Origin of the sequence: Pseudoalteromonas sp. SR43-7, assembly GCF_014163785.1 — a bacterium.
Classification (GTDB): domain Bacteria; phylum Pseudomonadota; class Gammaproteobacteria; order Enterobacterales; family Alteromonadaceae; genus Pseudoalteromonas; species Pseudoalteromonas distincta.
The window spans coordinates 13,899-27,625 of sequence record NZ_JACJDY010000036.1; the positions used below are offsets into that span (position 1 = coordinate 13,899).

General features: G+C 41.1%; 10 protein-coding genes. 3 read left to right on the plus strand and 7 right to left on the minus strand.

What is annotated here, in order from left to right; genetic code table 11:
* Positions 1 to 2: 2 nt before the first annotated feature.
* From H5087_RS19250 to H5087_RS19265, 4 genes are all read right to left on the minus strand, one after another.
* Positions 3 to 1,454, minus strand: coding sequence for a TrkH family potassium uptake protein (locus tag H5087_RS19250; RefSeq protein WP_004335179.1), 1,452 nt, complete (start codon positions 1,452 to 1,454; stop codon positions 3 to 5).
* A 96-nt stretch (positions 1,455 to 1,550) separates the two neighbouring features.
* Positions 1,551 to 2,165 carry a YigZ family protein gene (locus H5087_RS19255; RefSeq protein WP_182673061.1) on the minus strand — a complete coding sequence of 205 codons (615 nt, stop codon included), beginning with the start codon at positions 2,163 to 2,165 and terminating at the stop codon, positions 1,551 to 1,553.
* Between the two features lie 86 nt (positions 2,166 to 2,251).
* Positions 2,252 to 3,574 carry a Xaa-Pro dipeptidase gene (gene pepQ / locus H5087_RS19260; RefSeq protein ID WP_182673062.1) on the minus strand — a complete coding sequence of 441 codons (1,323 nt, stop codon included), beginning with the start codon at positions 3,572 to 3,574 and terminating at the stop codon, positions 2,252 to 2,254.
* Between the two features lie 276 nt (positions 3,575 to 3,850).
* On the minus strand, positions 3,851 to 5,737 hold the full coding sequence (locus tag H5087_RS19265; RefSeq protein ID WP_182673063.1) for a transglycosylase SLT domain-containing protein: 1,887 nt from the start codon (positions 5,735 to 5,737) through the stop codon (positions 3,851 to 3,853).
* A 192-nt stretch (positions 5,738 to 5,929) separates the two neighbouring features.
* Here H5087_RS19265 and fadB point away from each other — a divergent pair, with 192 nt between their 5' ends.
* The 3 genes from fadB to tusA all read left to right on the plus strand — a co-directional run bounded on the left by fadB (position 5,930) and on the right by tusA (position 9,795).
* Positions 5,930 to 8,089 (plus strand): fatty acid oxidation complex subunit alpha FadB, encoded by a 2,160-nt coding sequence (gene fadB, locus H5087_RS19270; protein ID WP_138489862.1) that lies wholly within the window; start codon positions 5,930 to 5,932, stop codon positions 8,087 to 8,089.
* A 4-nt stretch (positions 8,090 to 8,093) separates the two neighbouring features.
* A complete protein-coding gene (fadA, locus tag H5087_RS19275; RefSeq protein WP_024597185.1) occupies positions 8,094 to 9,263 on the plus strand; it encodes an acetyl-CoA C-acyltransferase FadA in 1,170 nt (389 codons plus the stop codon).
* Positions 9,264 to 9,555: 292 nt separating this feature from the next.
* On the plus strand, positions 9,556 to 9,795 hold the full coding sequence (gene tusA / locus H5087_RS19280) for a sulfurtransferase TusA (protein ID WP_004335190.1): 240 nt from the start codon (positions 9,556 to 9,558) through the stop codon (positions 9,793 to 9,795).
* 197 nt (positions 9,796 to 9,992) lie between these two features.
* On the opposite strand, the gene H5087_RS19285 is transcribed toward tusA, so the two are convergent.
* From H5087_RS19285 to glyQ, 3 genes are all read right to left on the minus strand, one after another.
* A complete protein-coding gene (locus H5087_RS19285; protein WP_182673066.1) occupies positions 9,993 to 10,442 on the minus strand; it encodes a hypothetical protein in 450 nt (149 codons plus the stop codon).
* A gap of 74 nt (positions 10,443 to 10,516) precedes the next feature.
* Positions 10,517 to 12,586 (minus strand): glycine--tRNA ligase subunit beta, encoded by a 2,070-nt coding sequence (gene glyS / locus H5087_RS19290; protein ID WP_182673064.1) that lies wholly within the window; start codon positions 12,584 to 12,586, stop codon positions 10,517 to 10,519.
* 1 nt (position 12,587) lies between these two features.
* Positions 12,588 to 13,490, minus strand: coding sequence for a glycine--tRNA ligase subunit alpha (gene glyQ / locus H5087_RS19295; protein ID WP_182673065.1), 903 nt, complete (start codon positions 13,488 to 13,490; stop codon positions 12,588 to 12,590).
* Positions 13,491 to 13,727: the final 237 nt, after the last annotated feature.

Consider the following 13,727-nt stretch of genomic DNA (forward strand, 5'->3'; position numbering starts at 1 on the left):
GTTTATCCACGCCAAAAAGTAGGCGTAAATAACACTAATAAAGTAAATATTTCTAAACGACCAAACACCATTGCAATAGTAAGCAACCATTTAGCACCATCGGTTATAGCACCATAATGCGACGCTACATCTCCTAAACCAGGCCCTAAGTTATTTAAACAAGCCGCAGTGGCTGAGAACGCAGTTATGTTATCCATACCCGTGCCCATAAGCGCTAACATAATAATAATAAATACCAGCGCATAAGCAGAGAAAAAACCCCACACAGCTTCTACTACTTTATCTGGCAACGCCTTACGACCCAGCTTGATTGAATATATAGCACGAGGATGCACTAAACGATTGAGCTCACGCACACCCTGTAAATAAAGTAAGAACACGCGCACTACTTTCATGCCACCACCGGTAGAGCCTGCACAGCCACCAATAAAGCTCGAAAATATAAGTAAAATAGGTAAAAACAATGGCCATGTTGAAAAGTTATCCGTAGCAAAGCCTGCTGTTGTACTCATTGAAACAGCTTGAAATAACGCCTGATCGAGGGTTTCATCGCCATTAGCAAATATTTCGTTAGAGGAAAGTACGGTAAAACAAATAACCACCAGCGCTAATTGAATACACAAAAACACCTTAAACTCTGGGTCTCTAATATAAACTTGTATGTTACGACTGGCCACTGCGGCATAATGCAGGGAGAAGTTAACAGCGGCAATAATTAAAAAGAACACACAAATAAAGTTAATTACAGGGCTGTCAAAGTGACCCATGGAGGCGTCGTAAGTAGAAAAACCACCTATCGCCACCGTTGAGAATGCATGACATATCGCATCAAACCACTCCATCCCTGCAGCCCAATAAGCCAGCATACAAGTAATAGTCAACGACACATAAATATACCAAAGGTGCTTTGCAGTATCGGCAATTCGCGGGGTCATTTTAGAATCTTTTACAGGCCCAGGTATTTCAGCGCGGTACAACTGCATACCACCAACACCTAGCATTGGGAGTATAGCAACAGCGAGTACGATTATACCCATACCGCCAAACCACTGGAGTTGCTGGCGATAAAACAATACTGATTTGGGCAAGTACTCAATACCGGTAAGTACAGTAGCACCGGTGGTTGTTAAGCCAGAAAATGCTTCAAATACCGCATCGGCGAGCGATAAATTAGGTTCTTGTAAAAAGATAAGCGGCAAGGACGCAAACGCCCCAAGTACCAGCCAAAACAAAACAACAATTAAAAAGCCTTCACGTGCTTTTAAATCACCGTTTTCATGGCGGTTTGGGTAATAAGCCATCATGCCAATAACAACACTAAAAATAAATGCTAAAACAAAGGGAACACCACCACCGTCTTTGTATATTAAAGACACCAGTGCCGGAGGCACCATGGTAATACTAAACAGCGCAACAAGTTGGCCAAGAATTTTTATGATGGTACGAAATTGCATTTAGCTTGTCGCTTTTATTATTAGTAAATTCAGGCTGAGTAGTATCAACCAAATTAAATAGGGTCAGTATGCATTATATGCAATTTGTGTAGGTTATTACTCTTTAATAGTTAACTCAACTGCGCCGTGACTTAAATCAAAAATATCTTTGATTGCTTGCTGAGCTTCGCGGCTATCGATTGTAATCACCCACTCAATATTAGCAGTAAATTGCTTATCAATATTAAGCACTTGATACTTTGTTTTTAATAACTGCTCAATCGCGCCTTGCATGCTGTACTCACTACTCCCAGTAATTTCAACGCTGGGAACTTTAAGCACCGTTTGCAATTTTACTAGTGCATTATTTATTGAGCCACCATAAGCACGTACTAGTCCGCCGGTGCCTAATTTTATGCCGCCAAAATAACGTGTCACCACGGCAGTAATTTCGCCAAGGCCCGAACCCACCAGCACATTTAGCATAGGCTTTCCTGCAGTGCCATTAGGTTCACCATCATCCGAAAAACCATAAACATGGCTGCCACCGGGGTTGCCTGCCACATGTGCCCAGCAGTTATGACGTGCATCGCTATACTTTTCTTCAATGCTTTTAATAAATTTTTTTGCTGAATTTAAATCGGGGGTGTGTGCAATGTGGACTATAAACGTACTTTTTTTTATTTCTTCTTGATGAAAAACGTCAGCAGCAGGATATTTATATTCAGACATATTAAAAGCTCAATTAAAAATGGGGCCTAAAGGCCCCGTTCATATGCATATTTTAACGTTTATTCGCTAACTCGTCTTTATAGAAATTAATCGAGTTCTAAATTACGCGTCATATTCTCTAGGCTATCTTCGTGAACAATAATGTTATCTTCAATACGAATGCCGCCAAATGGTTTAAATGACTCTACCTTTTCCCAGTTAATAAACTGCTTATTATCGGTTTGCGCTAAATCACCAAGCAGTGAATCAATAAAGTATAAACCAGGCTCAATAGTAAACACTTGGTTTTTTTCGATCAGGCGAGTACAACGCAAGAACGGATGCCCTTCCGGCGATGGTTGATGTGTGCCCTTTTCGTCACTCATAAAGCCGCCCATATCATGCACTTGTAAACCTAGGTGATGCCCAAGTCCATGCGGGAAGAAAGTAGAGGTAATTTTACGCTCAACAATTTCCTCAGCGGGTAAGCTAACAATTTTAAAGTCACTAAGTATTTGTGCGATACGGTTATGACATTCAACGTGTAAATCACCATAAAGCATACCCGGCTTTAAACCTTTACCTAACTCGATTTGTTGAACAGTCATCGCTTGTACAAGCTCAGCAAACTCACCCTGCTTTTTAAAATCATACGTACGAGTAATATCAGCAGCGTAACCATTAAAGTTTGCACCGGCATCAATTAAAAATGAGTTGTGGGTGTGTGGCACTTTTGGATCAAAGTGCGTGTAGTGCAAAATAGCGCAGTTTTCGTTAAGCGCAACAATGTTGCCGTACGGCATTTCATTTTCGCTTTGACGTGTCGCCATTAAGTACGCTTGCTGAATATCGAACTCGCTACCACCATTAAAGAATGTATCGCGTGCAGCTTTATGCCCATCTACTGCAATGCGGTTAGCGTTGCGTAAACATTCAAGTTCGTACTGCGTTTTATAAGCGCGGTGGTAATGAAAATAGTTAAGTACAGGCTCAGGGTTCATAATACTAAAACCAAGAGCTTGCGCTACTTCAATGTATTCACCCATGTAAGCATATTTAGCTTTATCGTATGGTAATAACTTTTCTACTTGATCAGGCTGAAGTAGTAGCTCTATATCAAAGTACTCAGCCCAAAAGTCGCGAGGCTCGTCTGGTACTTTATGCCAAAAATCTACTGGACGATAAAATATGAGTTTTGGTTTGTCGCTGCCATTTACCACAATCCAGCAATGAGGATTGTCAATAACCGGTAACCACGCTTTAAACTGTGGATTAACTTTAAATGGATAATACATATCATCTAAAAACTGGCGCTTAGCTTGGCCTGAATGAATTACTAATCCTTCTAACCCTTCGCTATTACAAATTGTACGAGTACGCTGTTGCAGTGTTGCAATATGTTCGGCGTATAAAACGGCTAATTTATCCATTGTTAATCCATCTGTTAAATTTAACTTGCTATGAGTCTATCACTTATACCAATTGCATTAAATTAATGATCTATTATAGCGATAAGAAAATAGCTTAATATCAAGGCTAAAATTATGATACATAGTTGTTCTATATAAATAATTTTTAACGCAGTTATTGAATTATTTAATACGCTAGAATGATCATGTTTTTAATAAAATTGGTATTACCCTCAGCGCTCAAAAAAGGGGATATCTAAACGCATTAGATATCCCCCTACTTTAAACTTATGTTTACTAACCGCCCATTTTCATTTCGAGTAGCGGCGCTAATACATTACCTTCTCGGCCCATTCTTGTATGGTAAACCTGCCTGTACGCAAATACATTTTTTACGTAATCGCGGGTTTCGCGATACGGAATAAGCTCTACCCATAACTCAGCCGGAATAGCGTCATCAGGTAACCAACGCTTTATACGGTGATAACCCGCATTATAAGAAGCCGTAGCCAGTACTTCATTGCCATGGTTTTTCTTTTTTAAGTACTGTAAGTAACTCGTACCTAACCTAATATTTGTTTTAGGTTGATATAAACGACTACTTGTCACACTGCCTTTATTTACATACTCAGCAGTACTAGGTAATAACTGCATTAAACCACGCGCATTAGCATGCGAGCGTGCATCTGGCGCAAAAGAGCTTTCGCGCCTTGCAATAGCAATACTCCAAGCAACATCTATCTTGCTACGTTTACTGTAGCGCTCAAAAACATCTTGAAACGCAAACGGAAAACGTTGCTCTACGTTATCCCATGCTTTAATTTTTGCTAAAGTAAAAATAGTACTGTCGTGCCAACCTAAATCGGTAGATAGTTGTGATGCTGCCAGCTTTTCTTCATCGCTGGAGGTATCCGTTAGGTAATTCCATTCACGGCGTGCCGACGTAAAGCGCTCAATATCATAAAGTGCTTTTGCACGCTTAAAGCCTGGTGCATTACTCACTTTATCTACAAGTACCTTATCGACTGCTAAAGGCTGATTATTTAAATCAACGGGCAACCCCAAACGTGCTGCGGCTAAAAAGCCGTAATAATCACGATTAGCCGCTACTTTTTTCCAGATGTCGTCTGCTTTTTGTTGCTCGCCACGTTGTGCATAGCTATAAGCTAACCAATATTGCTGACCAAGGCTTAAATTTTCTTTACCTGTAAAGAATGCAGCAATCCCTTCCCAATCTTGGGTTTTGAGCATATTGCCCAGTTGCCACTGAATAAGCTTGCTGTCTAGTCGCTCTTTTGGCACTTTATTTAGCCAAAAGCTCGCTTGTTTATGCCCGCTAGAGGCAAGTGACAATGCAAAGGTGTAATACACATCCGCTTTTTCTTCATCGCTGTACTTAAATATTTTTTCTAGCTTTTCCCATGCTTTTAAAGCTAGCTCTTTATCGCGCCAAACCAAACGCTTAACACCATAAATAGCTATTTGCCCTTCTTTAGCCGACTTGTTTTTATATCTATATAATCCAGCGGCTGCGCTTGGATCTTTTCGCACTTTTAAATATAAGTCAGCTAAGTAACGCTCCTTACTTGGTAATAAAGTTTTTAAGTAAGGTAATAGGCTTTGCGTTCCGCCTTGTGCAGCAAGTGTTACACGCTTCCAAACCGTTTCTTCTTTCATGTAGCCTTTTTTACGCCACGTAGAAAATAAACTATCACAACCATTAGGTTGCGATTTACCTACAGCCCATAAGTCGGTCACCTGATTTAGAATTGCCTTTTCGGGCGCACCTAAATCAAGCTGAAAATCTAAATAAGTACAAGTAAGCTCCGTATTAGACGTTTCACGATAGTTGCGGATATACGCCGCCTTTTCGTTGTTATCTTTTAAATATTCTAACCACGCTTTGCGCACCGGCCACTCAAGCGGCGTATGCTGGTATATATTTAAATATTCTTCTATTTCTGCCTGATGTTTAATGCTCGGATGGCGTTGCCAATACGTTTTTTCAACATAAGGTTTTAACGGATGATTTAGATTACTAACCGCTTGTTTAAAGTCTTGGTAACTGCCGTACCTTACTTTTTTTTCGGCATCTAAAAATGCATCGTTATCGATACTTGCCTCGGCAGAATGAAGAGGAAAAATGAATGCAGCTGCCGCAACACTTAGTAAATATTTTTTCATAATATCCTTTAATAAAAATTAAAGTTGTGAATAAAAACTTTTCAACCACCTTAGCACCAAACCAGCTATATTTTAACCAGTCGATTGTAACCGAGTTAAATTTTTCGTTGCATTTTTAATTTAAAGCAAGCACACTGATTGAAATGCAAACTCATCGTACCAGTCTTAGTTCGTCAACTAGGGAGAATAATAATGTTATATAAAAGCGATTCCTTTGAAGTTAGCTTCCTAAAGGAAAACATCGCCGAGTTTAAGTTTTGTGTTGCAGGTTCTGTAAACACACTATCTCAAAAAACTCTTTCAGATTGCGCAGCAGCATTAAAAGAATTAGCCGCCAATACTGATATCAAAGGCATGATTTTTACCAGTGATAAAGACCACTTTATTATTGGTGCCGATATCTTCGAATTTTTACCTACATTTACTAAACCTGAAGAAGAATTAGTAGTGTGGATCAAAAACGCAACCGACGTTTTTGATGCAATCGAAGATTTACCATTCCCAACTCTAAGCGCTATAAACGGTATGGCACTTGGCGGTGGTTGTGAGTGGGCACTTGCTACCGATTATCGTGTGGCAAGCGAAACAGCTAAAATGGGCCTACCAGAAGTTAAACTTGGCATAATGCCAGGGTTTGGTGGCACAGTGCGCTTACCACGTATCATTGGCGCCGATAACGCGATGATGTGGATTACCTCAGGCGCAGAAAACCGCGCAGCAGATGCCCTTAAAGTAGGTGCGTTTGACGCGGTAGTTAGTGCTGACAAACTTCTAGAGTCAAGTGTATCAACACTTGAACTGGCGATTGCTGGCAAGCTAGATTGGCAAGCAAAACGCAACGTAAAACTACAGCCACTTAAATTAAACCGTGTTGAGCAAGGCATGAGCTTTGCTATGGCAGAAGGTATGGTCATGGGTAAAACCAAAGGCCACTATCCTGCACCGGTTATGGCTGTACGTACTATTAAAGCAGCGGCAAACTGTACTCGCGATGAAGCAATGGCAATCGAAAATGCCAACTTTGCTAAATTAGCACGTACACCAGAAGCAGCTGCACAGACAGGCATATTCCTAGCTGATCAATACATTAAAGGTAAAGCACGTAAATTTGCTAAGCATAGCGATGTAGAAATTAAACAAGCCGCTGTATTAGGTGCAGGTATTATGGGCGGCGGTATTGCATACCAGTCTGCTTATAAAGGCACGCCTATTATAATGAAAGACATCCAACAAGATGCGCTTGATTTAGGTATGGGTGAAGCATCTAAATTGTTAGGTGCAAAAGTTAAGCGTGGCCACATGCCAATGGAAAAAATGTTGGCGACACTTAGCAAAATTAAACCAACACTTAACGAGTCAGACCTACAAAGTGCCAACATCATTGTTGAAGCCGTTGTAGAAAACCCTAAAGTTAAGCAAGCAGTACTCGCTGATCTTGAAAAGAACATGCCAGAAGGCACTGTACTTACTTCAAATACATCGACTATTTGTATTGATTTACTAGCACAAGCGCTAGATAAGCCAGAAAATTTCTGTGGTATGCACTTTTTCAACCCTGTGCCAAAAATGCCATTAGTAGAAATTATCCGTGGTGCAAAAACCTCAGATAAAACAATTAATGCAGTAGTTGATTACGCGCTTAAATTAGGTAAATCGCCAATTGTTGTTAACGATTGCCCAGGCTTTTTTGTAAACCGTGTTTTATTCCCTTACTTTGCAGGTTTTAGCAAATTAGTGGTTGAAGGCGCTAACTTTGCAAAAGTAGATAAAGTAATGGAAAACGTATTTGGCTGGCCTATGGGTCCGGCTTACCTACTTGATGTTGTAGGTATTGATACAGCGTTCCATTGTACTGGCGTAATGGCTGACGGTTTCCCTGAGCGTATGGCTCGTGCTGATAAAGACCCTGTGACTATTTTTGCCAACGAAAAACGTTTTGGTCAAAAGAACAAAGCCGGTTTTTACAAATACGAAACAGATCGTCGCGGTCGTCTTAAAAAGTCTCATGACGAGACAGCAATTGAGCTACTAAGCCCAATTACAGACGCACCAAAAGAATTTGATAAACAAGAAATCATCGACCGTTGTATGATTCCAATGATCAACGAAGTGCTACTGTGCTTGCAAGAAGGTATTGTTGCCTCGCCGCAAGAAGCAGATATGGCATTAGTTTACGGTGTTGGTTTCCCTCCATTTAGAGGCGGCGCGTTCCGTTACTTAGATCAAACTGGTTTAGCTAACTTTGTTGCAGCAGCAGACAAATACGCTCACCTAGGTGCGATTTACCAAGTATCTGAGCAAACTCGCAAGTGGGCCGAAGAAGGTCGTGTTTTCTATAAGGTGGAAGGTTAATATCATGAATAATCCAGTAATTGTAGATTGTATCCGCACACCAATGGGTCGCTCTAAAAGTGGTGTATTCAAACATAAACGTGCAGAAGACTTAAGCGCACATTTAATGAAAGGCTTACTAGATCGCAACCCTGCAGTTGATCCTGCATCAATTGACGATATTTATTGGGGTTGTGTACAGCAAACATTAGAGCAAGGCTTTAACGTAGCACGTAACGCATCATTGCTTGCCGGTATTCCGCACAGCGTTCCTGCTGTTACGGTTAACCGTTTATGTGGCTCTTCTATGCAAGCATTGCATGACGCAGCACGCGCAATAATGACAGGCGCTGGCGACACTTACCTAATTGGTGGTGTTGAGCACATGGGTCACGTACCTATGACTCACGGCAACGACTTTCACCCAGGCTTAGCAACATCAATTGCACAAGCGTCTGGCTCTATGGGCTTAACAGCAGAATACCTTGCAACGCTTCATGGCATTAGCCGTGAGCAACAAGATGAATTTGCTTACCGTTCACATCAACGTGCACAAGCTGCAACTGTTGAAGGCCGTTTTCGTCGCGAAATTTTAGCAATGGAAGGTCACGATGCAGATGGTTCGCTTATCTTAGTTGAAGACGACGAAGTAATTCGCCCAGAAACAACAGTAGAAGGTCTTTCAAAGCTTCGCCCTGTATTTAATCCTGCATCAGGTACGGTAACAGCCGGTACGTCTTCTGCACTTTCTGACGGCGCATCTGCAATGTTAGTAATGAGCGAAGAAAAAGCAAAAGAACTTGGCTTACCAATTCGTGCGCGTATTAAAGCAATGGCAGTCGCTGGTTGCGATCCATCAATTATGGGTTACGGCCCAGTACCAGCAAGTAAAAAAGCACTTGCACAAGCCGGTATTACAATTGATGACCTAGGCGTAGTAGAACTTAATGAAGCCTTTGCAGCACAATCATTACCTGTAATGAAAGATTTAGGGTTAATGGATGTTGTTGACGAAAAAGTGAATTTAAATGGCGGCGCAATCGCACTTGGTCACCCACTGGGTTGTTCGGGTTCGCGTATTAGCACATCGCTTATTCACTTAATGGAAGACAAAAATGTACGATACGGTTTAGCAACTATGTGTATTGGTTTAGGCCAAGGCATTGCAACTGTATTTGAACGTGTTCAAGACTAATTAGTTTAAACATGTAAAACCATCTTGGTGATTAAAAAGGCGAACTGATTTTATTCAGTTCGCCTTTTTTATTAGCTTCAATTTATAAAACGTCCCTTTATCAAACAAGCATGTAACAGCGTAATTATGTGATCGGGCGTATTATTAAATAAAGCATTTTGAAACTGCTAAAAGCATTAAGTAAAATAGTTAAATTACACATAAAATTGCGTTAAACTGCCAAACTTATTAATTGCTATACCTAAGCACTCGCGTACACAGCAATCACTTTAATTAAACAGGCCAATTTATTATGAGCTTTGATAATCCCGATCACCAATTAGATGCCATAGGCCTTCGCTGCCCTGAGCCAGTAATGATGGTACGTGCTGCTATTCGTAAAATGAACGATGGTGAAACGTTATTAATAACTGCTGATGACCCATCAACCACTCGCGACATTCCGAGCTTTTGTACATTTATGGATCACACGCTGGTGGCTAAAGATGCAGAAGAAGCACCGTATAGATATGTGGTGAAGAAAGGGCTTTAAACTCACGTAGGTTGGGTTGAGTTTTACGAAACCCAACGTATTTAATAACCACCAAAATCGTTTTGTTCGCCACACATGTTGGGTTTCGCTTCACTCTACCCAAACTACGAAACCCCCTTGGTGTTGATGCTGAATAAATCCTACAACGTCCTTGTCACAAGTCCATCAACCCACTAGGGCTATTAAATAGCTAAAAATCACTTCTTCGTTATCGTCACTTGTGGCTTATCGTAGTCACTGTAATCAATACTTACTATGTACGTGCCTTTTATTGCTGGTGTGAAACTAAAGTAGTTATAAATAGTATTACAGTCTGCGATAGCTGGCTGGCCGAGTGTTAGTTTTTGCCCTGCTGGTTGTGCGTCGCTGTAGCCACAGTTGTAGCCTTCACTAAAATCGGCATCGGCTATTTTAAATTCGTACACTTTACCTGGGGTCGAAAATTTAACTTCTGCTTGATAAAGCGCAGGTCCAACTGGCGCAAACTGATACTGGGGTTCTGCATCCCACAGTGTAAAGTCGCCACGTAAGTAAATTGTGCGGTCAAGCTCTTGCTGTGGCAATACATCGTTAATCGAAATTTGGCTTGTGCAGGCAGTAAGTAAACCAGCAATTGCTAAGGTTAAAATTCGTTTCATAGAAATCATCAATGGGTATCCTTTGCATACAGTGAAAACTAAAAAGCCAGCAAAACGCTGGCTTTTAAAATTGCTAATCGGTGTTATTTTTGTAAAACAGAAATATCTGCAATACCTAAAAACAATCCGCTTAACTGGCTTAATAGCGCTAGACGATTTTGCTTAACAGCTTCATCGTCGGCCATAACCATTACGTTGTCAAAAAAGTTATCAACACTTTCACGAATACCCGCCAATTGGCTTAATGCTTCTTGGTAGTTTCCATCTGCGTAAAGTGGTGCAAGGTCAGTAGCAAATTTTGCTACTTGTGATGCCAATACTTTTTCGGCGTCGTCGCTTAATAAGCTCTCATCAACACTACCTTGGCTGGTAATGTCGTTTTTAGCCAGAATATTACCTACACGCTTATTAGCTGCTGCAAGCGCTTCTGCTGCGTCTAATGTGCGGAAGTGGCTTACGGCTTTAACACGGCGGTCAAAATCAACAGGTTTAGTCGGACGACGTGCAAGCACTGCTTGAATTACGTCTACTTCAATACCTTCGTCTTGATACCAAGCCCGGAAGCGCCCTAGCATAAATTCAAATACGTCAGTTGATACATTTAAGTTAGTTAACTTGTCGCCAAACAATGTTTGCGATTTAGCTACTAGGTCTAAAATATCAAGTGGTAGTTCTTTTTCTACCATGATGCGCAGTGCACCTATAGCAGCACGACGAAGAGCAAATGGGTCTTTGTCACCTTTAGGTGCTTGGCCTATACCAAAAATACCCACCAGCGTATCAAACTTATCAGCAATCGCTACTGCACAGCTAATTAAGTTTGTAGGTAAGTTATCCCCTGCAAAGCGTGGCATGTACTGCTCGTTTTGCGCTACGGCTACATCTTCGGCTTCACCATCGTGGCGAGCGTAATGCATTCCCATTACACCTTGTACGTCGGTAAATTCCATTACCATTTCAGTCATTAGATCTGTTTTACTTAATAAGCCTGCACGTTTTGCTAGGTCTTTATCAGCACCTAATTGCTCAGCAATGTAACCTGCAAGCTCACTAATACGCTCAGATTTATCTTTAAGCGTACCAAGTTGCTTTTGGAACAATACGCTATCAAGCGACTCTAGTCGGCTTTCTAGGGTTTTCTTTTTATCTGTTTCAAAGAAGAACTGTGCATCGGCTAAACGCGGGCGCACTACTTTTTCGTTACCAGAAATAACCACACTTGGATCTTTACTTTCGATGTTAGATACAAACAAAAACTTATTTAAAAGTTTGCCGTTTTGATCTAATAACGGGAAATATTTTTGATCGTCTTTCATGGTGTAAATTAACGCTTCGGCTGGTACATCTAAAAATGCTTCTTCAAATGTTGCCGTTAAAGTAACTGGCCACTCTACAAGTGATGTTACTTCTTCCAGTAAATCTTCATCCATTGCAACAACAGCGTTAACTGCGCTTGCAGCCTCTTCTATTTGTGCTCGAATTTGCGCTTTACGTTGCTCGTAATCAGCAATAACGTAAGCAGATTTAAGTACGTCAAAAACGTCATCTGCATGGTTAATGCTAATTTTTTCTGGGTGATGAAAACGATGACCCTGAAGCTGGTTAGTTATTTGCTTACCAAGAATTTCGCCTTCAAGTAGCTCATCACCAAATAAAATAGTTACTGTATGCACTGGGCGAATAAATTGTGTTTTATTCGCGCCCCAACGCATTGGTTTAGGGATTGGTAATTTACTTAATGCTTTTGTGATTGCATCTGTCATTAGGGTTTTAGATTCTTGCCCTGCTACTTTAGCAATGTGCAATAACCAAGCGCCTTTATCGGTTTCAAGTGTTTGTGCGTCTTTTACTTCAATACCACAACCACGTGCCCAACCCATTGCTGCTCTTGTTGGGTTACCTTCGCTGTCAAACGCTGCCTTTGTTGCTGGGCCACGCTTTTCAACTTCTTTGTCTTGTTGCTTAGCTTCAAGCGCTTTTACTTGTAAACCCAAACGACGAGGCGATGCATACCAGCTTACGCCTTGGTGTGCTAATTCTAATGTTTCTAGCTCTTGAGTTAAGTTTGCAGCAAAGGCTTCTGCTAATTTACGCAATGCTTTTGGTGGTAACTCTTCAGTGCCAATTTCTACTAATAAATTTTGTGCTGACATTTTACTTATCCTTACACAGCGGGAAACCAAGCGCTTCACGTTTGTCATAGTAACTTTGTGCACACGCTTTTGATAACGCACGAACGCGTAAGATATAACGCTGACGTTCGGTTACCGAAATTGCGTGGCGTGCGTCTAGTAAGTTAAATGCGTGCGATGCTTTCATTACTTGCTCGTATGCAGGTAGTGGTAAGTTAGCTTCAATTAACTTTTGGCTTTCTACTTCACACTTATCAAACTGTGCAAATAAGTCTTCTACGTTTGCATGTTCAAAATTATAAGTAGATTGCTCTACTTCATTTTGATGGAACACGTCGCCGTATGTTACGCGCCCTAGTGGACCGTCTGCCCATACTAGGTCGTAAATGCTATCTACGCCTTGAATGTACATTGCTAAACGCTCTAGGCCGTAAGTAATTTCGCCTGTTACTGGTGAGCACTCTAAGCCACCCACTTGTTGAAAGTAGGTAAACTGCGTTACTTCCATGCCGTTTAACCAAATTTCCCATCCCAAGCCCCATGCGCCTAGCGTAGGTGATTCCCAGTTATCTTCTACAAAGCGAACTTCGTGAGTAAGGGTATCAATACCCATTGCCGCTAATGAGCCTAAGTAAAGCTCTTGGATGTTATCTGGCGATGGCTTTAAAACTACTTGGAATTGGTAGTAATGTTGTAGGCGATTTGGGTTTTCACCATAGCGGCCATCCGTAGGACGACGACACGGCTGAACGTACGCGCTCGACATTGGCTCTGGACCAATAGACTTTAAAAATGTTTGCGGGTGAAATGTCCCGGCGCCCACTTCCATATCAAGTGGTTGAATAATGACACAGCCTTGCTGCGCCCAATAATCCTGTAAAGCCAGGATCAAACCTTGAAAGGTTTTTACGTCATATTTTTGCATATTTGGCTTTTTACTATCTAAGAAGTAGCGTGAAAATTACCCTTAGTATACCGTGTGTACACTCAGGTTTTAAGCAGTTTGTGTAATTGAAAAAATAAAAAAGGAGCCATTAGGCTAATGCCAGTCAGTTAAGCTGACTGGCATCTTTCTTTTTATGAGGATACTTAGATGGTTTTGGCTTAACCCATCGGGGATATCTTCTATCCTCTCGTCTAGCTGGAAGCTTAAATAAGAGCA